The organism is Agrobacterium sp. (assembly GCF_032092815.1).
In the GTDB taxonomy this organism is placed as follows: Bacteria; Pseudomonadota; Alphaproteobacteria; order Rhizobiales; family Rhizobiaceae; genus Agrobacterium.
The window spans coordinates 55,562-81,074 of sequence record NZ_DAMDBP010000018.1; the positions used below are offsets into that span (position 1 = coordinate 55,562).

The 25,513-nt window shown below is 55.2% G+C and carries 24 protein-coding genes and 2 tRNA genes; 15 read left to right on the forward strand and 11 right to left on the reverse strand.

The annotated features are described in order from the left end of the window. Window positions 1-44: 44 nt before the first annotated feature. A complete protein-coding gene (locus RT613_RS13000; protein ID WP_313615933.1) occupies window positions 45-956 on the forward strand; it encodes a DUF1499 domain-containing protein in 912 nt (303 codons plus the stop codon). A gap of 13 nt (window positions 957-969) precedes the next feature. On the opposite strand, the gene RT613_RS13005 is transcribed toward RT613_RS13000, so the two are convergent. Further along, window positions 970-1,878, reverse strand: coding sequence for an MBL fold metallo-hydrolase (locus tag RT613_RS13005; protein WP_313615935.1), 909 nt, complete (start codon window positions 1,876-1,878; stop codon window positions 970-972). A gap of 17 nt (window positions 1,879-1,895) precedes the next feature. Beyond that, complete coding sequence (locus RT613_RS13010) at window positions 1,896-2,192, reverse strand: cupin (RefSeq protein WP_313615936.1); 297 nt, start codon at window positions 2,190-2,192, stop codon at window positions 1,896-1,898. 172 nt (window positions 2,193-2,364) lie between these two features. Here RT613_RS13010 and RT613_RS13015 point away from each other — a divergent pair. Beyond that, window positions 2,365-2,439, forward strand: a tRNA-Gln gene (locus RT613_RS13015). A 228-nt stretch (window positions 2,440-2,667) separates the two neighbouring features. After that, window positions 2,668-2,844 (forward strand): YegP family protein, encoded by a 177-nt coding sequence (locus RT613_RS13020; RefSeq protein WP_313615937.1) that lies wholly within the window; start codon window positions 2,668-2,670, stop codon window positions 2,842-2,844. A 221-nt stretch (window positions 2,845-3,065) separates the two neighbouring features. Here the strand turns inward: RT613_RS13020 and RT613_RS13025 are convergent, their stop codons facing one another. Further along, window positions 3,066-3,470: a hypothetical protein gene (locus RT613_RS13025; RefSeq protein ID WP_313615938.1), complete on the reverse strand. Its 405-nt coding sequence runs from the start codon at window positions 3,468-3,470 to the stop codon at window positions 3,066-3,068. 266 nt (window positions 3,471-3,736) lie between these two features. Between RT613_RS13025 and RT613_RS13030 the strand changes: the two genes are divergently transcribed. Together RT613_RS13030 and RT613_RS13035 are read left to right on the forward strand one after the other, a co-directional pair. Then, window positions 3,737-3,813, forward strand: a tRNA-Pro gene (locus RT613_RS13030). 527 nt (window positions 3,814-4,340) lie between these two features. Next, window positions 4,341-5,390, forward strand: coding sequence for a LacI family DNA-binding transcriptional regulator (locus tag RT613_RS13035; RefSeq protein WP_313615939.1), 1,050 nt, complete (start codon window positions 4,341-4,343; stop codon window positions 5,388-5,390). Window positions 5,391-5,672: 282 nt separating this feature from the next. Here the strand turns inward: RT613_RS13035 and cysN are convergent, their stop codons facing one another. Genes cysN through RT613_RS13050 form a run of 3 tightly spaced genes read right to left on the reverse strand, consistent with a single transcriptional unit; the run spans window position 5,673 to window position 8,909 of the window. Then, entirely contained in the window at window positions 5,673-7,148 is a 1,476-nt protein-coding gene (cysN, locus tag RT613_RS13040) for a sulfate adenylyltransferase subunit CysN (RefSeq protein ID WP_313615940.1), read from the reverse strand. 1 nt (window position 7,149) lies between these two features. Next, window positions 7,150-8,103 carry a sulfate adenylyltransferase subunit CysD gene (cysD, locus tag RT613_RS13045; RefSeq protein ID WP_313615942.1) on the reverse strand — a complete coding sequence of 318 codons (954 nt, stop codon included), beginning with the start codon at window positions 8,101-8,103 and terminating at the stop codon, window positions 7,150-7,152. Window positions 8,104-8,138: 35 nt separating this feature from the next. Further along, entirely contained in the window at window positions 8,139-8,909 is a 771-nt protein-coding gene (locus RT613_RS13050; RefSeq protein ID WP_313615943.1) for a phosphoadenylyl-sulfate reductase, read from the reverse strand. Window positions 8,910-9,136: 227 nt separating this feature from the next. Here RT613_RS13050 and RT613_RS13055 point away from each other — a divergent pair, with 227 nt between their 5' ends. The 5 genes from RT613_RS13055 to RT613_RS13075 all read left to right on the forward strand — a co-directional run bounded on the left by RT613_RS13055 (window position 9,137) and on the right by RT613_RS13075 (window position 13,854). Then, window positions 9,137-9,577, forward strand: coding sequence for an Rrf2 family transcriptional regulator (locus tag RT613_RS13055; RefSeq protein WP_313615944.1), 441 nt, complete (start codon window positions 9,137-9,139; stop codon window positions 9,575-9,577). A 253-nt stretch (window positions 9,578-9,830) separates the two neighbouring features. Further along, the gene (locus RT613_RS13060; protein WP_313615946.1) at window positions 9,831-10,856 is read left to right on the forward strand and encodes a sulfate ABC transporter substrate-binding protein; all 1,026 of its coding nucleotides are present in this window, start codon (window positions 9,831-9,833) and stop codon (window positions 10,854-10,856) included. Window positions 10,857-11,082: 226 nt separating this feature from the next. Beyond that, the gene (gene cysT / locus RT613_RS13065; RefSeq protein ID WP_313615948.1) at window positions 11,083-11,940 is read left to right on the forward strand and encodes a sulfate ABC transporter permease subunit CysT; all 858 of its coding nucleotides are present in this window, start codon (window positions 11,083-11,085) and stop codon (window positions 11,938-11,940) included. After that, complete coding sequence (gene cysW / locus RT613_RS13070; RefSeq protein WP_313615950.1) at window positions 11,933-12,805, forward strand: sulfate ABC transporter permease subunit CysW; 873 nt, start codon at window positions 11,933-11,935, stop codon at window positions 12,803-12,805. Before cysT ends, cysW begins: the two co-directional genes overlap by 8 nt. A gap of 11 nt (window positions 12,806-12,816) precedes the next feature. Beyond that, window positions 12,817-13,854, forward strand: coding sequence for a sulfate/molybdate ABC transporter ATP-binding protein (locus tag RT613_RS13075; protein ID WP_313615951.1), 1,038 nt, complete (start codon window positions 12,817-12,819; stop codon window positions 13,852-13,854). 2 nt (window positions 13,855-13,856) lie between these two features. On the opposite strand, the gene RT613_RS13080 is transcribed toward RT613_RS13075, so the two are convergent. The 4 genes from RT613_RS13080 to betI all read right to left on the reverse strand — a co-directional run bounded on the left by RT613_RS13080 (window position 13,857) and on the right by betI (window position 19,223). Continuing rightward, a complete protein-coding gene (locus tag RT613_RS13080) occupies window positions 13,857-15,221 on the reverse strand; it encodes a chloride channel protein (RefSeq protein WP_313615953.1) in 1,365 nt (454 codons plus the stop codon). A gap of 131 nt (window positions 15,222-15,352) precedes the next feature. Then, window positions 15,353-17,005: a choline dehydrogenase gene (gene betA / locus RT613_RS13085; protein ID WP_313615955.1), complete on the reverse strand. Its 1,653-nt coding sequence runs from the start codon at window positions 17,003-17,005 to the stop codon at window positions 15,353-15,355. A 121-nt stretch (window positions 17,006-17,126) separates the two neighbouring features. Further along, the gene (gene betB / locus RT613_RS13090) at window positions 17,127-18,590 is read right to left on the reverse strand and encodes a betaine-aldehyde dehydrogenase (RefSeq protein WP_313615957.1); all 1,464 of its coding nucleotides are present in this window, start codon (window positions 18,588-18,590) and stop codon (window positions 17,127-17,129) included. A gap of 27 nt (window positions 18,591-18,617) precedes the next feature. Beyond that, a complete protein-coding gene (betI, locus tag RT613_RS13095) occupies window positions 18,618-19,223 on the reverse strand; it encodes a transcriptional regulator BetI (RefSeq protein ID WP_313615959.1) in 606 nt (201 codons plus the stop codon). A 163-nt stretch (window positions 19,224-19,386) separates the two neighbouring features. Between betI and RT613_RS13100 the strand changes: the two genes are divergently transcribed. The 4 genes from RT613_RS13100 (at window position 19,387) to RT613_RS13115 (ending at window position 23,516) form a co-directional block, all read left to right on the forward strand. Next, window positions 19,387-19,932, forward strand: coding sequence for an HdeD family acid-resistance protein (locus tag RT613_RS13100; RefSeq protein WP_313615961.1), 546 nt, complete (start codon window positions 19,387-19,389; stop codon window positions 19,930-19,932). A gap of 258 nt (window positions 19,933-20,190) precedes the next feature. Continuing rightward, the gene (locus RT613_RS13105) at window positions 20,191-20,430 is read left to right on the forward strand and encodes a type II toxin-antitoxin system ParD family antitoxin (RefSeq protein WP_313615963.1); all 240 of its coding nucleotides are present in this window, start codon (window positions 20,191-20,193) and stop codon (window positions 20,428-20,430) included. A 191-nt stretch (window positions 20,431-20,621) separates the two neighbouring features. Next, window positions 20,622-22,427 carry a GGDEF domain-containing protein gene (locus RT613_RS13110; RefSeq protein ID WP_313615965.1) on the forward strand — a complete coding sequence of 602 codons (1,806 nt, stop codon included), beginning with the start codon at window positions 20,622-20,624 and terminating at the stop codon, window positions 22,425-22,427. 81 nt (window positions 22,428-22,508) lie between these two features. Next, window positions 22,509-23,516, forward strand: a complete 1,008-nt coding sequence (locus tag RT613_RS13115; protein WP_313615967.1) for an NAD(P)H-quinone oxidoreductase — start codon at window positions 22,509-22,511, stop codon at window positions 23,514-23,516. A 248-nt stretch (window positions 23,517-23,764) separates the two neighbouring features. Here the strand turns inward: RT613_RS13115 and RT613_RS13120 are convergent, their stop codons facing one another. After that, window positions 23,765-24,520, reverse strand: coding sequence for a DUF3750 domain-containing protein (locus RT613_RS13120; RefSeq protein WP_313615969.1), 756 nt, complete (start codon window positions 24,518-24,520; stop codon window positions 23,765-23,767). 162 nt (window positions 24,521-24,682) lie between these two features. On the opposite strand from RT613_RS13120, the gene RT613_RS13125 reads away from it, so the two are divergent. Continuing rightward, on the forward strand, window positions 24,683-25,513 hold an 831-nt coding region (locus RT613_RS13125; protein ID WP_313615971.1), incomplete at its 3' end, for an asparaginase.

Sequence of the window (25,513 nt, forward strand, 5' to 3'; positions counted from 1 at the left end):
TCAGGCGTCCTTGAGAGTTGAAAAATATCCGGGTGGCTGTTTCCATGGCTGTGCGCTTCGTTCGACCTGTTTCCCGTGCCGCAGCCGCCTCGCGTTATTTCGGCCTTGCCGCACTGTGCCTGCTGGTTTTTGCAGTGCCGCTGTTTCGTTTCGGGCCTTTGACCATGCCCGATTTTGTCAGCCTTGCTCTGATCGCTGCGGGACTGGCTCTTGTGGCTGTGCTTTTGGCTGCGTTTGGTCTTTACCGGCTGTGGGTCGTTGGCTCTCGGGGTGGCCTTTCCGCCTTCAAGGCGCTGATATTGTCCGCCTTGCCGCTGGGTGTCGCCATCTGGGCCGGTGTTCTCTACTGGCAAAATCCCGTTCTTTATGATGTCTCGACTGATATCAGCGATGTGCCTGAATGGATTTCGGTGCCTGAGGCCAATCAGCAATGGTTTACGAGACCGGCCATCACACCGCAGACCAGACTGGAGCAGGCAGAGGCCTATCCCGGTTTGACCGGCCGCCGTTATGAAGGTGCAGTTGACCGCATCTATCAGGCGGCGCGCAAGGTTGCGGCAGCACAGGGCATTCGCATCGCTGAAACCCGTGGTCTTGCCGGCGCCATTCCCGATGCGCCGGAAACCTTGCCTGCACCCGAAGAAAGCCCAGCAGGGGAAGCGCTGAATGACGAGCCACCAGCCAATGTGCCGGTGCCGCTTTCCAGACCGGCCGATGCACCACGGCCGATGTTTGGCACCGGTGGTGATGTGCTGGTGCAGGGCGCCACGCGCACCCTCATTCTTGGTGCACGTTTTGATGTGCTGCTGCGTCTGCGCGAAGAAACCGAAACGACCTTGGTCGATATCCGGGTCGCCTCACGGTTTGGTCCACATGATCTGGGAACAAGTGCCTCGATTGCCGATGCCTATCTGCAGGCGCTGGACACTGAGATGCAGGGCGGATCAGGCGACTGACGGTGACGGTGCCTCAGGTCGGAAAATAAAGGCCTGACAGCGATGGCGGGCCATCGGTCTCAACCCGGCCCTTTTCAACCAGATCTTCCAGATGTGCTAAAACGGAAAGCGCTGCTGCACCATGCAGGCGTGGATCGGTGCTCTGGTAAATCACCTTGACCATGTCAGCGATCTTGCGGTCTCCGACCTTGATGCGTTCCAGAACAGCGCGTTCGCGCATGCGTCTATGGGTTCTCAAACCGCGCATGAAGGAGGAGGGGTCACGCACCGGGCCTCCATGGCCGGGTAGAAACAGCCGGTCATCGCGTTCCAGCAATTTTTCCAGCGAAGCCATATAGTCGCTCATCGCACCGTCTGGCGGGGCAACGATTGTGGTGGCCCACGCCATGACGTGATCGGCTGAAAACACGATACCGCTACCATCCAGTGCAAAGGAAGCATGATTGGCGGCGTGTCCCGGTGTATGCAGCGCAGTCAGTGTCCAGCCGTCACCTGCTATGCTTTCATTGTCGCCAATCGCTATATCCGGCGCAAAGGCATAATCAGAGCTTTCGGAAAACGGATTTGTTTCATTGGCATGCAGCGGCCGGGCAGAACGGTGCGGACCTTCTGCAACAACGATGGCGCCGGTGGCGGCCTTCAACCGTGCAGCAAGCGGCGAGTGGTCGCGATGTGTGTGGCTGACAAAAATATGGCTGACTTCACGGCCTTTCAGGGCGTCCATCAGTGCCTGAAAATGCGCGTCATCTTCCGGTCCGGGATCAATGACGGCCACTGATCGATTGCCAACGATGTAGCTGTTGGTGCCATGAAAGGTGAAAGCGGAGGGATTGTTGACGGTGATCCGCTGGATATGATCGCTCACCGGCACGGCAGTGCCATAGGCTGGCTGGAAATCGAGGCTGAATTCCGGATCTGTCATTGTTCTGGCAAGTGCCCTTATTTGTATTCTATTTCGATGAACGACATTGGCGCATCACCGGCATTCACCACATTGTGCGAAACACCAGCCTCCCGTCGGTAGGGCATGCCACGCGGCGTGTCTACACGGCGGCTGCCAGCGTCATCCTCAATCAGGAAATGGCAATCGGTCATCGGCACAACAACATAACCCAATCCATGGGTATGGTGGCCGGTATCTGCTCCGGGCTCAAAGTCCCAGCGGATGATCCGCACCACATCGTCATCAAGCAATGTTGTTGGAATGGCAGGAGGGCGTGCACTGTATCTGCTCATTGGCACTTCCAGGAAAATGAACGGCGATATCGCTTGCTCTACGGACTATCATGAAGCCTGTCTGGTCCGAACAAGAAATATTGCAGTTCTGCAAACTTAATGATTGCCGCTGCCGTTATGCTTTGCTAATCAGGCGCCACTCGAATAGCAGAGCTTCGCCCTGCTGTTGTGTTGGGGCGTCGCCAAGCGGTAAGGCACCGGTTTTTGGTACCGGCATTCCCAGGTTCGAATCCTGGCGCCCCAGCCACTGATTTTCAAAAACAACCTGATCGTCGAATTGCTTGCGACACACGCGGCCAAAACGGGCAATTGTTTTTGCCCTATGCGAAGCATGTCGTATTGTTTTTCTATATCTCGTTGCACCTTATTGCCCGCACCTATCGCGGGAAGGGTTGCGCGCAATCAACTTGCGAAGAGGCCTGGCGAGTGGCACCCTTAAAGAGTGCGAATCACTGCTAACATGAAGGAAGCAAAAATGGCGCATAAGTTCGAGATTTATAAAGACAAAGCGGGCGAGTTCCGCGTTCGCTTCAAATACAACAACGAAGTGATCTTTGCGACGGAAGGCTATTCTTCCAAGGCAAGCGCGCAGAACGCGATTGCATCTATCAAGAAGAATGGGCCGGACGCGCCGACAGAAGACAATAGCTGATTGATCGGGAGAGCGTCGTAACCGCCTCGTCGAGACGCGGCGCTTTCTTTATCTCTCAATGCTTGATGTCAGGACGCCGCAGACGGGCACATGGTGTGTCAGTGGCGGCAACGGGCAGTTTTGTGCACCCTGTAACAATCCAGCTTGCCTGAGTTCAGGAAATCTGGACAGCTCTTAGCAATACGGCCCCGACAATGTTCGGGGCCGTATTGTTATCTGGATTATTCGGCAGTCAGGAATTCAGCGCAGTAGCTTGGGCCATTGACGCCTGGACGGTCGTTGACCGTGCGAACAGAGCGAATGGTGTAACCGTCAGTGACAGTGAGCTGCACGGTGCAGGAGAGGTAAAGCGTGCGGGCTGGTGCCGTCTGCTTGCCGCGCTTGCCATCCTTGGTCTGCTCGAACTGTGCTGGAACGCGTGTGTTCTTGTATCCGCCGCGCCATGTGTAAAGCGTTTCGCTACCGGAAGCCGTATCGCTGAGCGGTGGACCGTACTTGGCGAAGAATACGCCTGCGGACTGGCCCTTCCAGCGGCTTTCGATTGGATTTGTTGCTGGTAGTGAAGTGGTTGTGCAGGCGGTAAGGGCGACTGCCAGCCCTGCCAGCATTACGCTGCGAAATCGCATGGTCGAATATCCTTTTGAAGTTTGTCCGGCTGAGTGCCGTGCATGTCCGTCGCCTAGCAGATTTGTAACGCCGAATGCAGTGTTTTTGCGAGGTCGCGTGTGCGATTTCTTGCCATAATTGCTTTTTTGTAACGTTTATTGATGCTGCGAATTTGCGATTACGCAAGCCGGAGCGCAATGTGCGCCGACCATCACAAAACTTACACAAAAATAGCATTGTCCGCTTGCCGAACTCTCGAGGCTGGTCTATAGAGCCCCACAGGTAACGGAGTGTAGCGCAGTCTGGTAGCGCATCTGGTTTGGGACCAGAGGGTCGGGAGTTCGAATCTCTCCACTCCGACCATATTCAAGTCATTAAAACAATGACTTATGATTCTCCCACAACAAGTTTTGAGAATCGCTAGTGCTCCACAAAGCCGAGCTGCTTTCGCATGTCATAGTGCGCGTGCGGAGCGAATTTCCGCTATCCTTCCCGCCGATCTGCAACTGCATGAAATAATCAAGGTGATGGGGCGAAAAGCCAGCCATCGCGACCTCCGCTTGGCAACGGCGGCTGACACCCTTATCGCAGTGGTATTCTTTGTCTGGCCCGGCCAATGCGTTCGAGTGCTGTGGGCTTTATGTTGTGCGCTGGATAGCGTGCCGAAGGCTCGTTTTTCAAGCTCTTGAACATGTCTCTGATATGTCATTTCAACGAATATTACTGCGAACCCCCATTTCTGGGGGTGTGGCACGTAGGGCATTTTCTTTTACATATTAAAACAGAAGCGATTCAATTTAGACCCATAATACTCTATCTGTAACGTTACAGTTTGAAGATTCGGCTTGAGTAGGGTAATTAGACCGGGATCGTTATCCAGAGGTGCATGATTGAAATTACGCAACAAACGTTTGGCGCGTGAAAAGATTACCCTGCAGCATGTCGCGGAAAAAGCAGGTGTTAGTCCCATTACCGTTTCCAGGGCTCTGAGGGAACCGGGCAAGGTTTCCGAGACACTGCGTGAGATGATCCTGCAAATCGTGGATGAGATGGGCTATGTCCCTGATCTCGCAGCGCGTACGCTTGCGCGCGGCAGCAGCGGATTTATCGGTGTGCTGGTGCCCTCGCTGTCACATGCTGCTGTGCTGAGTGTGGTCCGCGGTATCGAGGAACGAGTGCGGGGCAGTGACTACAGCATCCAATACGCCAACACGCATTACGATCTTGCCGAAGAAATCGCAAAAATCCGTCTTTTCTCGGCGCAGCGTCCGGCCGGGATCATTCTGGCTGGGGTAGAAGACCACGGCAGTATGGAAGCCCTCATGCGTGAGGCAGGCTGTCCAATTGTGCAGACAGTTGATGTCAGTTTCCCGCTGTCTGAATTTGCTGTGGCTATTGATCACAGGAGCGCGGCGAGGGCGGCAACTCGACATATGCTGTCGCAGGGATATCGCCGTTTTGCGCTGATTGGTGGCGGCAATGATTTTCGCGTGCGCCAGCGCCAGATGGGGTATTGCGAGGCGATGCGCGATGCAGGGCTTTACGACGAACAGCTGGTCATCTGGGAGGATACGCCGCCAAGCCCGCGTCTGGGCTCGCGGCTGGCCCGTAGGTTCATCGAGGCTGTGCCGGACGCCGATGGTGTGTTGTGCCATAGTGATGATGTCGCGCTGGGGGTTATATTTGAAGCCCAGCGTCTTGGCATTCGCATTCCTGAGGACTTCGGTATCTGCGGTTTCAACGATCTCGACTTTGCGAGTGTTACCGAACCGCCGTTGACGACTGTGCGCATTCCACGCTTCGAAATGGGATACCGTGCCGCAGATATGCTGATCACACTCGCGTCAGGCAACAAGGTTGAAGAGAAGATCGTCAACCTCGACTACCAGTTCGTTGAGCGCCAGACCACACGACGTTTGCGCAGCCCCGTTGCAATATGACGCCAGCATAATTTCAAAGGGTCAGTTGAACTGCTCTGGAACCTTTTCCATCGCCTTGTCGTTATTTATTCGAACAAGCAAGGAGGTAGAAACATGTTAAGAGCAATGCTTCTGTGGGCCATGGGCGTACCGTTTGTTGTTGTGCTTTTGATCTGGATGTTCTTCCTGCACTAACGGGAGTACTTAAAGATCCCCAAGCCAAGCACTGTGTGTCGTAAAAGACAAAAATCAAAAAGCCACCTTCTGAGGAAGGTGGCTTTTGTATTGGTTGATTGCTGGACCTCAGCTCAGGTCGTTGATGATCCGGTTGGCTGTGGTTGCATTGGTCCGGCGAACATCAATGTCATCACGACGGTTCGCAAACAGCTCGCTGGAAAGCAGTTTTTCCGCCAGGTCTGCCGGCAAGGACAGGATGACCCGCTCATTGTTGCCGAGTGCGCTGACATCGCTGCGTTTGGAAACGATCATGCCACCCGCAACCGTGTTGTTGGTATCGGGGTCGATCAGAATGAAAGAGCCGGTTGCGCGGTTCAATTCATAAGGGTCGAAAATGGCTGTCTCATCAAAAGACAAATGCACCTTGCCGATCGCATTCATGGCGAGGGCAGTCGAATGCTCCTGCCATTTGCCATTTTTGAGGTCGAGCTGCGAAACCGGCTCAACTGTCACGCGCTGACGGCGGCTGCCGCTTTTCAGCCAGTAACGTTTGTTTGGTTCGATACCGCCTGGCTGCAGCGCCACGATCTGCGCATCAAAAGCCAGTCCCGCATGCGGCTGGCCATCAATCGAGCTGATGACGTCGCCACGCGAAATATCGACCTGCCGGTCAAGCACCAGCGTCACCGCATCGCCTGCAACGGCTGCGTTGCGCACCAGATCGAAGGTAACGATCTGTTTCACATTGGCAACGGTGCCGGATGGCAGGATGACGACGGAATCGCCCGGCTTGACTGAGCCACCGGCAATGGTGCCCTGATAACCGCGGAAGCTTTCGCCCGGACGCGAAACGCGCTGAACCGGCATGCGAAAACCGACCGTCTGCGACGACCGCACCGTGGCCAGTTCCAGTGTTTCCACCAAAGTCGGGCCTTCATACCATGGCATGGCGGCATGGCCGCTCAGTACCACGTTTTCACCCTTGAGCGCAGACATTGGAATGGCGGTAATCTGTTTTACGCCAAGCGACAGTGCAAATTCGCGGAAGTCATGGGCAATAAGCTCAAAGCCAGCCTTGTCATAATTGGTCAGGTCGATCTTGTTGATGGCCAGGACAAACTGCTTGATGCCCATCAGGGCAGCAATCGTCGCGTGCCTGCGGGTCTGCTCAAGAATACCGACGCGCGCATCGATCAACAGAATGGCGAGGTCGGCCGTGGACGCACCGGTTGCCATGTTGCGGGTGTATTGTTCGTGGCCGGGGGTGTCGGCAACAATGAACGCCCGCTTCTCGGTTGAGAAATAGCGGTAGGCGACATCGATGGTAATGCCCTGTTCACGTTCAGCCTGCAGACCGTCCAGCAAAAGCGCAAAGTCAGGCAGACCGAGGTCGTTCTGTTTGCCACTGTCGCGGCGAAGGGTTGCTGCCTGGTCTTCCTTGACAGCCTTGGTGTCCCAAAGCAGACGGCCGATCAGGGTCGATTTTCCATCATCCACACTACCGCATGTGATCAGGCGCAAGGGGCGCGTGTCACGCACCGCCTTGACCGGCTCAGCAAACGGCAGAATTGTTGCGGAGGTGGTTTCGTTATGGGATGCCATATCAGAAATATCCCTCGCGTTTTTTCTTTTCCATGGAGCCGGACTGGTCACGGTCAATGGCGCGGCCCTGCCGTTCGGAAACGGTGGCAATTTCCAGCTCGTCGATCACTTCAGAAAGCGTGGTGGCGTTGGAGCGGATCGCACCGGTCAGCGGGAAGCAGCCGAGTGTACGGAACCGGATCATGCCCTCCTGCTTCACTTCGCCGGGCAACAGTTCCAGACGTTCGTCTTCCGCCAGGATCATCATGCCATCGCGCTCAACATAGGGACGCTTCTTGGCGTAATAGAGCGGCACCAGCGGAATGTTTTCCGCCTGAATATAACGCCAGATGTCGACTTCCGTCCAATTGGACAGCGGGAAGGCGCGTACGCTTTCGCCACGCTTGATCATGCCGTTATAGATGTTCCACAGTTCCGGGCGCTGGTTGCGCGGGTCCCAACGGTGGTCAGGCGTGCGGAAGGAATAGATGCGTTCCTTGGCACGGCTGGCTTCCTCGTCGCGGCGTGCGCCACCAAAGGCTGCGTCGAACTTGCCGGCGTCGAGAGCCTGCTTTAGCGCCTCGGTCTTCATGATGTCGGTGTAAAGCGCCGAGCCATGAGAGAATGGCGTGACGTTTTCCGTCTGACCACGCGGGTTGGTGTGCGAAATCAGGTCCAGATCATATTCCTTGACCATGCGGTCGCGGAATTCGATCATTTCCTTGAACTTCCAGCCGGTGTTGACATGCAGCAGCGGGAAAGGGATGCGGCCAGGGAAAAATGCCTTGCGTGCCAGATGCAGCAGCACGGAGGAATCCTTGCCGATGGAATACAGCATCACAGGATTGTCGAACTCGGCAGCAACTTCACGGAAAATGTGAATGGCTTCGTTTTCAAGGGCTTTCAGATGAGGATCAAGAGGCGGCTTGGGTGCAAGCGGGCTTTTGCTTTCCGTTTCCGGAAGGGCACTGGACATGTAAAAACTCCGGGATTTCTGAATTCTGGAAATGGTTATTGCTGGGACGGTGAACTGAGGACTGTGGCGTGAGAGGCGTCCGCAACGTGGAGGCCGCATTCGCGCTTTTCGTCGTTTTCCCACCACCAGCGTCCGGCGCGTTCTGGTTCGCCGGGCTTGATCGCGCGTGTACACGGTTCACAACCGATCGAGGGATAACCGCGCCCGTGCAATGGATTGACGGGAATGCTCTGCTCGGACACATGGGCACGGATCGCTTCAATATCCCAGTCCGCTAGAGCATTGATCTTGATGAGATTTCTTTCGGCATCGAACTCGGCAAACGGCGTTGACGCGCGGTTGCCAGACTGGCCGCGACGCAAACCTGTGATCCAGAAGGATGCACCTTCCAGAGCCTTGGCAAGCGGCTTCAGTTTCCTGACATGACAGCAGGCGTGGCGCGCTTCGACGCTTTCGTAAAAACCGTTCAGGCCGTATTTTGCAGCATAGGCGTCAATATCGTCCTGTTCCGGGTAATAACGCCGGATGACGATGTCGTAGCGTTCTTCGGTTTCGGAAATAAGCGCGACGGTTTCAGGAAACAGACGCCCGGTTTCAAGCGTCGCCACTTCAATTGGCAGCCGATGTGTGCCGATCGCCGCCGTAATGACCTGGTCCTCAATGCCGAGGCTGGTGGTGAAAACAACCCGCCCGCCAAGCCCTGCTACGAAGGACAAACGTCCAGCAAGGTCCAGTGATGCAAGGGTTTCATCCAGCGAAACAACGTCGATGTTCTTATCCGTCTGCAAAGGCTTGTGTATCGTCATCATCAGCATCCATCTGCGATTTTGGCGATTATCGGTCTTCAGCCCCCACTTTGTAAGAAATGTGAGTCTGTGGCCTTTGCTTTAGGGAGCAAATATCTCTCACACATGCCAATTCTTAAGCAAAACGTGCCCGCGCGTAAGAAGGGTGGTCATCGGTTTGAATTCTTTCGTGAATTGCGCTAATGCGGGTGGAACATTTGTTTGAGTTGCGTGTTTTTGGTTTTGCTATGATTTCCCAGAAGGCGAAATATGCATTGAGGGCGCTGGCCGCATTGGCACAAAGCGAAGACGCATGTCCTGTGCAGATTTCCGATATCGCCAAGAAACGCGCCATTCCAAAAAAGTTTCTTGAACAGATCCTGCTGGAACTGAAACGCGAAGGTTACGTGGAAAGCCGTCGTGGTAAGCAGGGCGGTTATCTCCTGCTGCGCGCTGCTGATGATATAACCTTCGGCGAAATCCTGCGGCTGATCGATGGTCCTGTCGCGCCGCTGCCCTGTCTGTCACAGACTGCCTACCGTCAGTGCGAGGATTGCGACGGTGAAAGCCAGTGCGAGATACGCCACGTGTTTGCCCGGGTAGCTGACAGCACCCGCAATATCCTGTTCAACACCACGATTGCCGACTCTGTCAGTGGCGTGACCGTCCCCGAACTTCTCAAGGCCTGAGTCAAGGCTTGGGAACATTATTCCACTGCAGTGAATTACTCCGCTTGTGACCCGCGTTTTTGCCCAAAAACGTGAATTGGTTTTGCACATGTGACCAAGTTCCAAGGGCCGTATTGCGCAATTTTGCCATTGTACACTGTGTTTATTGCCCGCCGGAAAGCCGTGAGGAAACACTTTTGCAATCACAATTCGCACGATTGACCAAGACGACTGAACCAGTAGAGTTAAGAGGCATTCAATAGGAGGAAAACCTATGTCAAAGCTTCTCTCAGGCTTGAGCGTGCTTGCTCTGAGCCTTTCATTGACGGTCGGCTCTTTTGCGCCTGCCTTGGCAAATACAAAATTACTGAACGTTTCGTACGACCCGACCCGTGAGCTTTACAAGGATTTCAACGACGCCTTCGCCAAGAAGTGGAAGGCCGACACAGGTGAAGATCTCACCATTCAGCAGTCACATGGCGGTTCCGGTAAGCAGGCCCGTTCGGTCATCGATGGCCTTGAAGCTGATGTCGTGACGCTGGCCCTGCAGAGCGACATCGACGCGATTGTAAAAAATGGGAGCAAGATCAATGCTGACTGGCGCACCCGCTTGCCGCACAATTCCTCTCCTTATACATCGACAATCGTGTTCCTCGTCCGAAAGGGTAATCCGAAGGGCATCCATAACTGGGGCGACCTTGTAAAGGGTGATATCCAGATCGTTACCCCGAACCCAAAGACCTCGGGTGGTGCGCGCTGGAACTACCTGGCAGCCTGGGCATGGGCAAATGAAGAGTACAAGGGCGATCAGGACAAGATCAAAGCCTATGTCGGTGAACTCTACAAACGCGCTCCGGTGCTCGACACGGGTGCTCGCGGTTCAACGGTAACCTTTGCACAGCGTCAGATTGGTGACGTGCTGCTGGCTTGGGAAAACGAGGCCTATCTGGCCGGTGAAGAATTCGGTCAGGATGCATTTGATATTGTCGTACCGCCGATTTCCATTCTGGCAGAGCCGCCGGTTGCCGTCGTTGACAAGAATGTTGACGCCAAGGGTACACGCAAGGTTGCAGAAGCCTATCTGCAATATCTCTACTCCGACGAGGGTCAGAACATTGCTGCCAAGCATTTCTACCGTCCGTCCAATCCGTCGGTTGTCGCACCTGACCTGCTCAAGCAGCTTCCAGACATCAAGCTGGTGACCATTGACGATCCGCTGTTTGGTGGATGGGCCAAGGCACAGCCGGAACATTTTGGTGACGGCGGCATCTTCGACCAGATTTACAAGCCCGCAAACTAAGCGGATGATGTGATCATCCCGGACTGGCCCAAACCCGTCCGGGTCCGATAAAAAGTCGTCCGGCCGCAAGCCGGTAGATGGCGCATAGAGTGTGGGACCCTAGACCGGGAAACGGTTGAAGCCGTCCAATGCCTAGACAAAAAACTGAGAGCGGCGGACCATGTGCAATTGGTATCCTGCGCTTTGAAGGGGTGGCCTATGCCACCAGAGTTTACCCGGAGCCTTGATGAGCAACACCCCAGCGCCAAGCAGGTGGAAGTGGCGTCAGTCGAGTGTCCTGCCAGGATTTGGCCTGACGCTCGGCTACACGATCACTTACCTTTTTCTTATAATCCTCATTCCACTTGCCGGCTTGGTGTGGTCCACCGCAAAGCTCGGTCTTGCAGACTTCATTGCCATCGCCACAGACAGCAGAACCCTCAACGCATTGCGCGTCAGCTTTGGCACAGCCTTCGTAGCCGCCATGGTCAACGCCGTGTTTGGCGTCATCATCGCCTGGGTGCTGGTGCGGTACCGTTTTCCCGGTCGCCGTTTCGTTGACGCCATTGTCGATCTGCCCTTTGCGCTTCCGACGGCTGTCGCCGGTATCGCGCTTACCGCCCTTTATTCCAATCGTGGCTGGGTTGGTTCGTGGTTCGAACCCTTTGGGATCAAGATCGCCTTTACACCCACGGGTATCGTGATTGCGCTGATCTTTATCGGTCTGCCCTTCGTTGTGCGCACCGTGCAGCCAGTCATGGAAGAAATTGACCGTCAGGTGGAAGAGGTTGCAGCCACTCTTGGCGCCAACCGTTTCCAGACCATCACCCGCATTCTGCTACCCGGTCTGGTCCCTGCCATTCTGACGGGCTTTGCATTGGCCTTTGCTCGTGGGGTCGGTGAATATGGTTCGGTCATATTTATTGCCGGCAATATTCCCTATGTCTCCGAAATTGCGCCGCTGCTGATCGTCATCCGCCTGGAAGAGTTCAACTATGCTGGCGCCACTGGCATTGCAACGATCATGTTGATCATTTCGTTCGCGATGCTGTTTGTGATCAATCTCATTCAGGCTTGGAGCCGCAAGAGGTACGGTTATGCCTGATAACGCTCGCACCATCCAAGCCAAACCGTTCCGTGATCCGACAACAGAAAGCCCGCTAGCGAAACTCGGGTTGTTTGCCCTGGCATTCCTGTTCTTGGCGCTGTTCCTTGTTCTGCCACTCGTCTCGGTGTTTTTTGAAGCCTTCCGCAAGGGTGCCGATGCCTTCTGGGAAGCCATCGTTGAACCGGATGCAATGTCGGCCATTCGCCTGACATTGCTGGTCGCCTCCATTTCGGTGCCTTTGAACCTGATCTTCGGCGTCGCAGCGGCCTGGGCCATTGCCAAGTTCGAGTTTAAGGGCAAGGCGTTCCTCATCACCTTGATCGATCTGCCGTTCTCGATCTCGCCTGTCATATCAGGTCTGGTCTATGTCATCCTGTTTTCGTCCCACAGCGTGCTCGGGCCTTGGCTGAAAAGCTACGGCATCGAAATCCTGTTTGCCGTTCCGGGGATCGTATTGGCCACGGTATTTGTCACTTTTCCCTTCGTGGCACGTGAGTTGATCCCGTTGATGCAGGATCAGGGAACGGGCGATGAAGAGGCGGCCATTTCACTTGGTGCATCCGGTTGGCAGACTTTCTGGTACGTGACGCTTCCCAACATCAAATGGGGCCTTCTCTACGGCGTGTTGCTCTGTAACGCGCGTGCCATGGGCGAGTTCGGAGCCGTCTCGGTGGTGTCTGGCCACATTCGTGGCGAAACCAACACCATGCCGCTGCATGTCGAGATTCTCTATAATGAGTATAATATTGGGGCGGCATTTGCTGTCGCAACGCTGCTGGCAGGTCTGGCGCTGGTTACACTCGTTCTCAAAACCATTCTTGAAATTCGCTTTGGCGCGGGCAACGCTGCCGGCAAGCATTGAAGGGCATTTTTATGGAAGTCAAAGTTTCCGGCATTACCAAGCAGTTTGACCGCTTCCCGGCGCTGAACGATGTATCGCTCGATATCCGTTCGGGAGAGCTGATCGCGCTTCTTGGACCATCCGGTTCCGGCAAAACGACGCTTCTGCGGCTAATTGCCGGTTTGGAACAGCCCACTCAGGGACAGATTTTTTTTGGCGATGAAGATGCCTCGCACCGCACGGTGCAGGAACGTAACGTCGGCTTTGTGTTCCAGCATTACGCGCTTTTCCGCCACATGACCGTTGCGGAAAATATCGGATTTGGTCTCAAGGTGCGCCCGTCAGACAAACGTCCGGCCAAAAGCGAGATCAAGCGCCGCGTTTCGGAACTGCTTGATATGGTGCATCTGAAAGGTCTTGAAAAACGTTACCCGAACCAGCTGTCGGGTGGTCAGCGCCAGCGTGTTGCCCTGGCCCGTGCCGTGGCGATCGAACCGAAGGTGCTGCTTCTTGATGAACCTTTTGGTGCGCTTGACGCCAAGGTGCGCAAGGAACTGCGCCGCTGGTTGCGGGAGTTTCACGACCGCACTGGTCACACCACTGTATTCGTGACGCATGATCAGGAAGAGGCGCTGGAACTGGCTGATCGCGTCGTGGTGATGAGCCAGGGCAAGATCGAGCAGGTTGGTACGGCAGACGACGTTTATGACCGCCCCAACTCACCGTTCGTATTTTCGTTCATTGGGGACTCCTCAAGCCTTCCCGTATTGATCAAGGACGGGCAGGTGCTGTTCCAGGGTGAGCAGATCGGCATATCGGATGAGGCCAGTGGTGATGGCGAGTTGTTCTTCCGTCCGGAAGATGTCGAGCTGACAAACGATCAGCATGCGCTGTATGGCAAGGTGACGACCTGTCGCCGTCTGGCCGGCACGCGCATTGCCGAAATCGACATCGCCAATAGGGGGCACGATCCCTATCATCTGGAGATCGAAGTGCCACTAAATGCCTCGATTGCCGTCGGTCAGGAACTGCGTTTTCGTCCAACCCGCTGGAAGATCTTCCAGAAGTAAGGTTATGGGCTCGGTGCACTGGCCGGAGCATCGTGGCGTTGCGTTGCGCGCTTGTCACGAATGCTCTGTGCCAGAAAGACCCTGGAAAGACCATGATAAAGCGGTTCATGTGAGATGAAGCGCGATGTCAGATAACCTAGCATGGCGGCTGTCATGATGGGCAGAACGCCCTCATGATTGCCTGTCATCTCAAGAATGATCACGAAGGCGGTCATTGGCGCCTGTACGACACCGGCGAAATATCCAGCCATGCCGACAATCGCACCAAGACCGATGCTCGCGCCGAGCATGGAGGCAACTGTGCTGCCGAACCCGGCGCCCACTGACAGGGAAGGGGCAAAAATTCCGCCGGGAATGCCGGACAACATAGCGAGCAAGGTCGCTGCCAGTTTTTCGATGAAGAACAACTGGCCAGTGCCATGCCCTTCAATGGCCGCGCGGGCCTGTTCATAACCGGTGCCGAAGGTTGCGCCACCGGTCATGACACCGAGCAGTGCGGAACCCAATCCGCAGATCAACGCAATGAACAGCACTTTTCTAAGCGGCGTATATCTGTTCCAGCGACGGATACGCTGCGAAATTTTGAGGGCGAGGGCGCTGAACAACGCACCGAAAATACCGCCCCCAACACCACATATCAGAACCAGAGCCCAGTCCATAGCAGTGGTGGCCAAAACGGTACTGGTGCCGAAGTAGGTGTAACTGCCGACCAGCGCCAGCGAGGCAAGGCCGGAAAGAATGACGGCTGTCAGCACCAGTCCGTTGGCGCGGGATTCGTAAGCGCGGCTCATTTCCTCAATGGCAAAAACAATGCCGGCAAGCGGCGTGTTGAAGGCAGCCGCGATGCCGGCTGCAGAACCGGCGAGAATAAGCCCGCGCGCTTGCGCCATGCCGCCCCAACGGGCAGCCTGCAACATGATGGACGCGCCAACCTGCACGGTCGGGCCTTCACGGCCAATCGATGCACCACAAAGAAGACCCGTGACTGTCAGGATGATTTTGCCTGCCGCAACTTTCAGATTTAGTAACCGAGAGCGATCCGTCACATCGCGCAAATGACGCGCGGCAATCGCCTGAGGAATGCCGCTCCCTTGCGAATTTGGGAAAAAAGTTGCTGCAATCCATGCGCAAAGCACGAAGCCGGCAGGCGTAATGATCAGAGGCAGCAAAAAAGCCCATTCATGGGCAGATGTGACTGCAAAGAACAGATGTTGTGCGGCGTCAGCCAGTTTGGCAAAGGCAACACTGACAACACCGACTGCGAGCGCACCTGCCCAGAACACCGCTCTTGGTTTCCAGGCTCGCCACGATCCCCACATGACACGGGAGCGACGCAGCATTTTCAGCTTCTTGTAATTTACAGGCATGGGGAAGCGATCTTCAATCAGTCAATGATCAGGATGCCCCCTTATCTGCCCCATAAGACGCTATTGCAAACAAAATCCCCGCAAAATGGCGGGGATTGTTTGTTTTTGTTGAGATTTCGACGCTGGCAGGTTTATCTGTCGCTTGCGGCAGCCCGTGGATTGACCCAAGGCTGCTGATTGGAGCGCGGCAGTGGCTGGCGACCCAGAATATGGTCGGATGCCTTTTCTCCGGTCATGATCGATGGGCCATTCAGGTTGCCATAAGTGACATGCGGGAAGATCGAACTGTCGGCAACACGCAAACCTTCGACACCGATAACCCGGCATTCCGGATCAACAACCGCCATTGGATCATCCCGGTCACCCATCTTGCAGGTGCCGCATGGGTGGTAGGCGCTTTCAAGATGTTCCCGCAAAAAGGCGTCGATTTCGTCGTCGCTTTGAATGGCATTGCCCGGCTGAATTTCCGGGCCACGATAGTCGTCGAACGCCTGCTGTCCGAAAATCTCGCGGGTCAGACGCACACAATGGCGGAACTTTTCCCAATCCTCGTCATGGCTCATGTAATTGAATTGAATGACTGGATCGGCCTTCGGATCGTCAGAGCGCAAGGTGACGTTGCCGCGTGATTTGGACAGATTATAACCAACATGAACCTGAAACCCGTGGCTCTTGGCAGCCGCACGACCGTCATAGGAAATGGCGACCGGCAGGAAGTGATACTGAATGTCGGGTTGTTTAAGGCCCGCTGCCGAACGCAGGAACGCGCAGGCTTCAAACTGGTTCGAGGCACCAAGGCCACCCTTGGAAAGCAGCCACTGCGCGCCGGCAACGCCCTGCCAGAACCAGGGCAGCCATGAATAAAGCGACACTGGCTTGGTGGAAATCTGCTGGAAATAGAACTCCAAATGGTCCTGTAGGTTGGCGCCGACACCTGGTCGATCCACTTGAACCTCAATGCCCATATCTCTCAAATGCTGCGCCGGGCCAATGCCGGATAACATCAGCAGCTTCGGCGAGTTGAAAGAGGAGGCTGACACAATCACTTCGCGGCCAGCCTTGATGACCTCGACACGGCCTTTTCGCTCTATCTCCACACCGGTTGCACGGCCGTTTTCGATGACGATCTTGCGGGCAAAACCATGTACGAGGGATACGTTGGGGCGCTTGAGTGCAGGCCGCAGATACGCATTGGCGGCAGACCAGCGCCGACCATCATGGATGGTCTGCTCCATCAGGCCAAAGCCTTCCTGTTTGGAGCCGTTATAGTCTTCGGTCATTTCAAAACCCGCCTGCTGACCGGCCTGAATAAAGGCGTGGAACAGCGGGTTTTTGACAGGGCCGCGCTGCACATGCAACGGACCATCGCTGCCGCGCCAACCTTCTTCACCGCCATGGCTGTGCTCCATGCGCTTGAAGTAGGGCAGCACATCAGCATAGGCCCAGCCGCGCGCACCAAGCGCTTCCCAGCGATTGAAGTCTTCGGCATGGCCGCGGACATAAACGAGGCCATTGATCGAGGATGAGCCACCAATCACCTTGCCGCGCGGTGCCGTGATGCGCCGGTGGTTGAGGTTCGGCTCCGGCTCGGAGAGGTAACCCCAATTGTAACGTTTCATGCTCATCGGCCAAGCGAGCGCTGCCGGCATCTGGATGAAGGGGCCGAAGTCACTGCCGCCAGCTTCGATCACAATGACGGAATATTTGCCGTCCTCCGAGAGGCGATAGGCCATGGCTGAGCCGGCCGAACCCGAGCCGACGATAACGAAATCTGCTTGCTGCATTGGTATCAATCCCAAATATCAATCGCTCAAGGGGGACGTACGGTCCAGAACCTCTTCCACGCAGCAGATGCTGCGTGGCTGTATTTCTGTGACAGGCACGGGAATGAGGGAAATGTAGCGCTCAGTAAGGCGCGTCCACCTTGCCCATTCCGACATATACAGTCTTCAACTCACTGTAGTGATTGAGTGCTGCGACGGAGTTTTCGCGGCCAAAGCCCGACTGCTTGGAGCCACCGAACGGAATCTCGACCGGGCAGAGATTGTAGGTGTTGATCCACAATGTACCGGCTTCGATCTGGTCAACAACCCGGTGGGCACGCGACAGGTCGCTGGTGAACACACCGCCAGCCAGACCAAGGTCTGTGGCGTTGGCACGGGCAATGACCTCTTCCTCCGTATCAAAGTCCAGAACGCACATGACAGGCCCGAAAATCTCTTCACGGGCAATGGTCATCTCGTCAGTCACATCGGCAAACACCGTTGGCTGAACGTAATAACCGGTGCCGGACATCGTGTTTGGAATGCCGCCACCGGTGACCAGTGTTGCGCCTTCGGCCTTGCCTTTTTCAATGTAAGCCAGAACCTTTTCGCGTTGAGCAAGTGAGACGAGCGGGCCAAGTTGCGTGGCTTCATCCATCGGGTCGCCCACCGACATTGCTTCGGTACGCACCTTCAACTTTGCAATGAACGTATCCTTGATCTTGCGATGCACGAAGACACGGGTGCCGTTGGAGCAGACCTGGCCGCTGGAATAGAAATTGCCGAGCATCGCGCCGCCAATGGCGCTGTCGATATCGGCATCGTCAAACACGATCAGCGGCGATTTGCCACCCAGTTCCATGGTTACATGTTTGAGGTGGCTGGCGGCAGCAGCAGCAACCTTGCGCCCAGTCGGCACAGAGCCGGTCAGCGAGACCTTTGCAACGTCTGGGTGGTTGACCAACAGCGGACCGGTGTCGCGGTCACCCTGAATGACATTGAATACGCCCTTGGGTATGCCGGCTTCTGCTAGAATTTCGGCAATCTTGAGCGCACCAAGCGGTGTGTTTTCCGAAGGTTTGAACACCATGGTGTTGCCGGCGGCAAGCGCCGGTGCGCCTTTCCAGCAAGCAATCTGCTGAGGATAGTTCCACGCGCCGATGCCAACGCAGACACCCAGCGGCACGCGCTTGGTATAGGCAAAGTCGGAACCGAGCGGAATGTAGTCGCCGTTGAGCGCAGCCGGTGCAACGCCGCCGAAAAACTCAAAGGCATCGGCACCAGAGGTCGGGTCGGCAACGATGGTTTCCTGAATGGGCTTGCCGGTGTCGTAAGTTTCCAGTTCGGAAAGCTCACGGTTGCGCTCGCGGATGAGGTCGGCAGCGCGCTTGAGAATACGTCCACGGGCCGTCGGGCTCATCGCTGCCCATTCCGGTTGCGCACGCTTGGCAGCGGCAATCGCCTTTTCCACAATGGCGGGGGTTGCCGCATGCAGCTTGGCAATCACGTCACCGGTTGCGGGGTAAATGCTTTCAAAAGCGGTACCCTGCTGGTCTTCTACATATTCGCCATCGATGAAATGCGAGGCAGTTGGTTGGGTTTTCATGTCGGGAACTCCGAAAAAGAAATTCGTTTACTGTGTCAGGGCAGGGGCGCTGGTGAAGGAGACGAGCTTTGCGTCCAGATAATCCTCCACCAAGGCGGTTGCCGATTTGATGTCCAAGCGGGCGGCGCGCAGGCTGTGACGAATGTAGAGACCGTCAATCATGGCGGCAGCACCTTCGGCGATGCGCGCCGCATCATCTGGGGGACAAAGTCGCTTGAGATCCGCCATCAGGTTGGAACGCAGCCGGTGTGTATAAATGGTCAGCAATCGTCTGGTTTCTTCCGATCGCTGTGCCTCCACGTAAAAGGCAAGCCATGCCGCAATCGCTTCGCTGGTGAATTGGTCCTGCTGAAACGAGACACGGATGACGGCAGAAAGCCGCTCACGGGGCCCGTTGGCACTGTTGAGGGCTGCAATCGCGTCAACGCGCAAATCCCGCAACATGCTGCGAATACTTTCCAGAAGGAGCTGTTGTTTGCTGCCGAAGTAGTGATGGGCGAGCGCTGCCGAAACACCGGCCTCGCGAGCAATTTCACTCATCGTGACGTTAAGAGAACCATGGTGGCCGATTGCCCGCAACGTGGCATCAACCAACGCCTTGCGACGCAATGGCTCCATTCCGATCTTGGGCATGACTGTCTCCTGATAATAGTCAGATTTACATTTGATTGATTGATCAATCAACAAAAAAACTGTGCCGTTCTGCGGGAGCTTTTCCGCGCATTGCGCTAAATCAATTGAAGTGGTGCATTAGCTGTATATGATGAAGGCAGATGGATTGGATGGAGTATCAAGCATGTCCGATTTCCAGCCTATGAAAATGCCCTCAATCCACGCCAAATGGGGGTGGTTTGTTGCTCTGGGCGCAGCCCTTCTTTTCTTCGGTATTCTTGCTTTTGGTAACCTGATGGTCGCGACGGCGGCATCGGTATTTTACGTCGGGCTGCTGATGTTGATGGGCGGGGTTATCCATCTTGTTCACGCCTTCCAGGTAAAGGGATGGGAGAACATCCTGTTCTGGACGCTGAGCGGCGTTCTTTATCTTCTGGCTGGCATCATCGCATTTCAAAACCCCAACTTGACGGCGGCAGTTCTGACCTTGCTGATGGCAATGGCGCTGGTCATTGCCGGTATTGCCCGTCTGTGGCTGGCATTAAAACTGCGTCCGCTGAAAAACTGGGGCTGGGTGGCAGCAGCCGGTGTGATAACCGCACTTGCTGGTTTCGTCATTGCGCTTGGCTGGCCGGTGAACAGCATCTGGGTGCTGGGTCTGTTCCTGTCTATTGACCTGATGATGCAGGGATGGGCACTGATTGCATTCGGCCTTGCCCTGAAATCTTGACTGCCGTTTGAGTTAAGACCGGGAGGGCTGACGGAACCTGAAATGTGCGACCAGCATGAGAGCAAAGCTGACCCGGTAGGTATGCCTTATTGGCTTTTGATAGTTGGGGTAGTTTGTGCTAATATAATGTCTTCGGATTAATAAAATCCGGTGCCACGGTCGGGCTCAAAAATCATAAGACCGCAATCAATCCAATGTTGGCCCTCTTATCGGCAACACTGCCAAGGGGCAGGATTTGAGAAAAAAGGGAGAAAGATCATGCCTATGGTCACTGTGTCGGTTTCCCCAGAGCAGGCGGCGAGAATGCGCCACGCTGTCGAATGCGGTGCATATGCCTCCGGGAGCGAAGTTGTGCGCGCTGCCTTGCGTTTGTGGGCCGCATCCGTGGATGTTTCCGAACTGGATGCAGATGCTAAAAACCAGCAAAATCATGAGGATGAGAGAGTCAATGTCGCCGAGCTTTTTGCCGCTCATGCGGACAGGAAGCGGTGCGGGTGAGACGCCTTTTCACACGATAATGCCGACCAGATGAAATGTGACAGTTATGTCATAAAACTTTCATCCAACCTTCACATACGGTCAATCTTTTATTGACCAGTTTTCAGGATGCTCCTCCGTAAAAAGAGGATTTCTCGTTGTGCCCACAAAGGCCACGGAAATCTCGTATAATTATGGTACGGAGAATAATCATGACAACGGCTTTGGCGTTGGATCACCCTTCGATACGTCGTTTTGCCAGCGGACAGATGATGTCCATGTCCAAATTGGTTCTGGAAACGGCGTTCCAGCCGATTGTAGAAACAACCACAGGTACGGTCTTTGGTTATGAGACCCTGATGCGGGGACACGAAAAGCTCGGCTTTTCCTCGCCACTGGCACTGCTGGATCAAGCGGAAAATGATGGCCAGCTTGTAGTACTGGAAAATCTGCTGGCGGGTCGGGCGCTGGCCAAGTTTTCAACCCTGCCGGATTTTGCCTCTGCCACCCTGTTTCTCAATCTCGATGTTCGCCTGATACGCCACGGCGATGCGATTCTCGACAAGCTTGTCTCGCATCTCGCAGGCGCCGGTATTGCGCCATCCTCCATCTGTTTTGAACTGTCGGAACGTTTCGACAATACCAGCGTGCCAGAGTTTTCGTCGCTGATTGCCCGCATGCGCAAGGAAGGTTTCAAGATCGCCATTGATGACTTTGGTGTTGGCCATGGCGAAATGAAACTGCTCAGTGACTATCAGGTCGACTATCTCAAGATTGATCGCCACTTCATCGATGGTGTCGACAGCAACCCGCGCAAGCGCCACCTCGTACGCCATATCGTCAATATTGCCCATGTGCTGGGTGTGCGTGTCATTGCGGAAGGCATTGAGACGGAGGCGGAATTCCTCGTTTGCCGCGAATATGGTGTTGATCTGGTGCAGGGTTGGTTTATCGCCCGGCCGACGACCTTTACCACCGAATTGCAACCTGCCTTTCCGCATTTGCAACATCTCGGAGAAAACCGCCGCAGCAGCCAGTCGCTGGATGAAATTCTCATTCGCAAACAGATCGAGCGCCTGCCGACCGTTTATGAAAATGACAGCATCGACAGCGTGTTCGAACTGTTTCGCCGAAACCCGGCGCAGGGATTTTTCCCTGTCCTCAATGCCAATGGTGAGCCGCGTGGCGTTATCAACGAACATCACCTGAAGGAATATATCTATCAACCCTTCGGCCGCGACCTCTTGAAAAACAAGGTCTACGAACGGACGATTTCGCATTTCGTCGACGCCGCTCCGATTGTCGGCCTCGATGCCGATGCCGATCAGCTGATGTCAATGTTTGCCAGCATGGACGGCAGCGCCTGTGTGATCTTGACGGAAAATTTGCGCTATGTCGGTGTTGTTTCGGCTGCGTCTCTCATCAAGGTCGTCAATGAGAAAAAACTCAAGATGGCGCAGGATCAGAACCCGTTGACGGCATTGCCGGGCAACCGGGCGATCAGCAGCTTCATCGAGGAGGGCTGCCGCGACGACGATGATACCCGTTTCCTGTGCTACTGTGACTTTGACAACTTCAAGCCGTTTAACGACAAGTACGGTTTTCACATCGGCGACCACGCTATTTCGTTATTCGCCGCTCTTATGCGGCGTTATTTTTTTGCCGGTGGCTGCTTCCTCGGCCATATCGGCGGAGATGATTTCTTCATCGGTGTGCGCGGCTGGTCTCGCGATGAAATAATGGAAATTCTGGAACGTTTGCTCAGCGATTTCCATGGCGACGTGATCGAGCTTTATTCCGAAGATGATCGGGAAGCTGGCCGTATCGTTGGTCATGACCGTTTCGGGACCGAGCGGTATTTCGCGCTGTTGCGCTGCTCGATTGCCGTCCTCGAACTGCCAAAAGGCTTGATGATTGGTGACAGTGAGCGGATCGGTAGCGAAATCGCGTCGATCAAGAAAGCCGCCAAGGACAGCAGCGACGGCCTGACGGTAAGGACATTTAACGGGACAAAATGACGCCAGTGGCAAAGCGTCTTCTTTTCTTCACTATGCCATTCCACTAATCCTTTCCCTGCGTTGTTTCAGGAGGATAGGATTATGGCATTGCCGCATGAAATGAATTTTGTCGATCTGCCTGCTTTCGGTGGAGCTGAGGTTATGGTGCTGGCCAAGGGTCCCGTGCCAACACCAAGAGCCGGGGAACTGTTGGTGCGAGTTGAGGCAGCCGGTATCAACAGACCTGATGTGGCGCAGCGGCAGGGCACCTATCCCCCGCCGAAAGATGCCAGCCCGGTTCTTGGCCTTGAAGTGGCAGGCGAGATCGTGGCGTTGGGTGAGGGGGTGACTGGATTCAGTGTTGGGCAGAAGGTCTGCGCATTGGCAAATGGCGGCGGTTATGCTGAATTTTGCGCAGTACCCGCGGGCCAGGCTTTGCCCTTCCCGAAAGGTTATGATGCCGAGCGGGCCGCGGCGTTGCCAGAAACATTTTTTACCGTTTGGGCCAATCTTTTCCAGATGGCTGGCCTTGGCGAAGGTGAGAGCGTTCTTATTCACGGTGGCACCAGCGGCATTGGCACCACGGCCATACAGTTGGCCAAGGCATTTGGTGCCAGGGTCTATGCCACGGCGGGCTCTGCTGAGAAATGCGACGCCTGCCTCAAGCTCGGCGCTGATATGGCGATCAATTACAAAACAGATGATTTTGTCGCCATCATCAAGGAAGACACCGGTGGCAAGGGCGTCAATGTCGTTCTGGATATGATCGGTGCGGCATATTTCGAGCGCAACCTGGCAAGCCTTGCTAAGGATGGGTGCCTGTCGATAATCGCATTTCTGGGCGGTGCAGTTGCGGACAAGGTCAATCTGACCCCGATCATGGTCAAACGCCTGACGGTAACCGGGTCCACCATGCGGCCACGCACGGCAGCGGAAAAACAGGTCATTCGCGACGAACTTCTGCAGCAGGTTTGGCCGTTGCTGGAGGAGTGCACGATTGCCCCGGTCATTCACAAGGTCATTCCGTTCAACGATGTCGCTGAGGGGCACAGGCTGATGGAAAGCAGCCAGCATATCGGCAAGATCGTACTTAAGTTGAATCTGTCATAAAACTCTTGAAATCCCGCCTGAAAGGATTACCTTTCTCTTATGTTCAACGAAACGAAAGGAAGGTGATCCAATGTCTAATGAGATTTCGATCTTTGTACTGGGCTTGGGAAAGGAGAAGGTTTTGACGGGGCAGCCCTCGGCCTGACCTACCTTCCTTCGAACTGGCATGATGAATGACAGTTCGGGTCCGCTACAGGATTAAACTCATGGAAGGGTCGCGTAAGCGGCCCTTTTCCTATTTTAAGGCCCTAGATTTTGCCGGTTCTCTGAACGCCGAACCAGCCGAGACCGGGGATTTTGACGCCTGGATTGACCACATCAATTCCTGCGACAAGGCCAAGAAGGTGAACTTCAAGACCGCTACGCGCGCCGGCGGCCACGCCAATCAAACCTCTCCATGAGAGATGCACATCCTTCCAGTCGTCATCGACATGGAAAAATGCTGCATTCGGCACGTAATCACGCCCCACAGCATCCGGCGGCAGTGCCACACCCAGTTCAGGCACAGAGCGCAGCACATGCGCCACAAACGTATTGGAGTTGGGGCCGGGATAGATGGTGTAACCACCCTGTTTGGCATAGGGGTAAGCCGCGATTGCCTTTTCAATCTGCGGGATCAGGCGCTCGGCCTCAGCCCCTTTGATTGAAACAACCTGCCGAGGCGGGTTGGAATACCAGAAGGCATCCGGTGGGTAGTTGTTGATCCGGATCGGATTGCCCCAGCCAACCTTGTCATACCGATTGTAACGGGCCGCGTTTTTTTTCTTGGTGACGATCCAGGCGTGGCTGGCAAGCGCCCCTTTGAAGCCGCCGGTCATGGCGGAAAACACATAGACAGCTGCTTGCCGCTGGTCATTAGCACTCGGCAACAGGCCAGACGATGACCATTTTGCTTCACGCCAGCTTGAAGGCTTGTCGCGAATTGCCCACAAACCTGCCGATGCGATCGCGGGCAGGAGGAAGATGACAAAAACCAGAACGAAGAACCGTTTAACGAATCTCATATTGCCCCGTGTGGTTATGTCTGCCCCATTCAATGGTCACTGCGTTTTTTGAAAAGCGCAGAGGATGTTAAATGGCTGCATGATCTTTGCCGTGAATCGGGTAGGATTTAAGGCGATACATGTGCAAGACATGTACTTTATCTGGAGTTTTTTGAGGCCGTTATGAACAATCCCGTTACTGTTGAAGTTACTCGCGGAAATCTGGTCGAAAGCCGCCATCACGGCATGGCTGTTGTGGTGGATGGTGACGGCAAGGTGCTGTTTTCGGCAGGTGATGTGGAAAGCGGTGTTTTTCCCCGTTCTGCCTGCAAGGCCATGCAGGCCTTGCCTCTGGTGGAAAGCGGTGCAGCAGATGCTTTCGGCTTCGGTAACAAGGAGTTGGCACTGGCCTGTTCGTCGCATAGCGGTGATGATGCACATGTCGAACTGGCGGCCTCAATGCTGGCAAAAGCCGGTCGTGACGAGACTGTGCTGGAATGCGGCGCCCACTGGTCATCCGATCAGGCGACACTTATCAATCAGGCCCGCACACTGGAAAAGCCAACCGCGTTGCACAACAACTGCTCTGGCAAACATGCCGGTTTTGTCTGTGCTTGCTGCCATATGGACGTCGATCCCAAGGGTTATGTCGGCTACGACCATCCACTGCAGCAAGAAATCCGCGCCACCATGCAGGCTCTGACCGGTGCCGTGCTGACCCATGACAATTGCGGCACCGATGGCTGCTCCATCCCTACCTATGCAGTTCCGCTGAAGGGACTGGCACATGGCTTTGCAAAAATGGCGACCGGCACCGGGCTTGAACCTTTGCGCGCCAAATCGGCAAAACGTTTGATCGATGCCTGCATGGCAGAACCATTTTTTGTGGCGGGCACAGGTCGAACCTGCACCCGACTGATGCAGGTTTCACCCGGGCGCATCTTTGCCAAAACCGGAGCGGAGGGCGTGTTTGTTGCCGCATTGCCGGAGACCGGCATTGCCATGGCGGTCAAA

Bases quoted from the DNA above. Each gene is read 5' to 3' on its own strand.
- RT613_RS13000 (WP_313615933.1), top strand. From the start codon at position 45: ATGGCTGTGCGCTTCGTTCGACCTGTTTCCCGTGCCGCAGCCGCCTCG.
- RT613_RS13005 (WP_313615935.1), bottom strand. From the start codon at position 1,878: ATGACAGATCCGGAATTCAGCCTCGATTTCCAGCCAGCCTATGGCACT.
- RT613_RS13010 (WP_313615936.1), bottom strand. From the start codon at position 2,192: ATGAGCAGATACAGTGCACGCCCTCCTGCCATTCCAACAACATTGCTT.
- RT613_RS13020 (WP_313615937.1), top strand. From the start codon at position 2,668: ATGGCGCATAAGTTCGAGATTTATAAAGACAAAGCGGGCGAGTTCCGC.
- RT613_RS13025 (WP_313615938.1), bottom strand. From the start codon at position 3,470: ATGCGATTTCGCAGCGTAATGCTGGCAGGGCTGGCAGTCGCCCTTACC.
- cysN (WP_313615940.1), bottom strand. From the start codon at position 7,148: ATGGCATCCCATAACGAAACCACCTCCGCAACAATTCTGCCGTTTGCT.
- cysD (WP_313615942.1), bottom strand. From the start codon at position 8,103: ATGTCCAGTGCCCTTCCGGAAACGGAAAGCAAAAGCCCGCTTGCACCC.
- RT613_RS13050 (WP_313615943.1), bottom strand. From the start codon at position 8,909: ATGACGATACACAAGCCTTTGCAGACGGATAAGAACATCGACGTTGTT.
- RT613_RS13055 (WP_313615944.1), top strand. From the start codon at position 9,137: ATGATTTCCCAGAAGGCGAAATATGCATTGAGGGCGCTGGCCGCATTG.
- RT613_RS13060 (WP_313615946.1), top strand. From the start codon at position 9,831: ATGTCAAAGCTTCTCTCAGGCTTGAGCGTGCTTGCTCTGAGCCTTTCA.
- cysT (WP_313615948.1), top strand. From the start codon at position 11,083: ATGAGCAACACCCCAGCGCCAAGCAGGTGGAAGTGGCGTCAGTCGAGT.
- cysW (WP_313615950.1), top strand. From the start codon at position 11,933: ATGCCTGATAACGCTCGCACCATCCAAGCCAAACCGTTCCGTGATCCG.
- RT613_RS13075 (WP_313615951.1), top strand. From the start codon at position 12,817: ATGGAAGTCAAAGTTTCCGGCATTACCAAGCAGTTTGACCGCTTCCCG.
- RT613_RS13080 (WP_313615953.1), bottom strand. From the start codon at position 15,221: ATGCCTGTAAATTACAAGAAGCTGAAAATGCTGCGTCGCTCCCGTGTC.
- betA (WP_313615955.1), bottom strand. From the start codon at position 17,005: ATGCAGCAAGCAGATTTCGTTATCGTCGGCTCGGGTTCGGCCGGCTCA.
- betB (WP_313615957.1), bottom strand. From the start codon at position 18,590: ATGAAAACCCAACCAACTGCCTCGCATTTCATCGATGGCGAATATGTA.
- betI (WP_313615959.1), bottom strand. From the start codon at position 19,223: ATGCCCAAGATCGGAATGGAGCCATTGCGTCGCAAGGCGTTGGTTGAT.
- RT613_RS13100 (WP_313615961.1), top strand. From the start codon at position 19,387: ATGTCCGATTTCCAGCCTATGAAAATGCCCTCAATCCACGCCAAATGG.
- RT613_RS13105 (WP_313615963.1), top strand. From the start codon at position 20,191: ATGCCTATGGTCACTGTGTCGGTTTCCCCAGAGCAGGCGGCGAGAATG.
- RT613_RS13110 (WP_313615965.1), top strand. From the start codon at position 20,622: ATGACAACGGCTTTGGCGTTGGATCACCCTTCGATACGTCGTTTTGCC.
- RT613_RS13115 (WP_313615967.1), top strand. From the start codon at position 22,509: ATGGCATTGCCGCATGAAATGAATTTTGTCGATCTGCCTGCTTTCGGT.
- RT613_RS13120 (WP_313615969.1), bottom strand. From the start codon at position 24,520: ATGAGATTCGTTAAACGGTTCTTCGTTCTGGTTTTTGTCATCTTCCTC.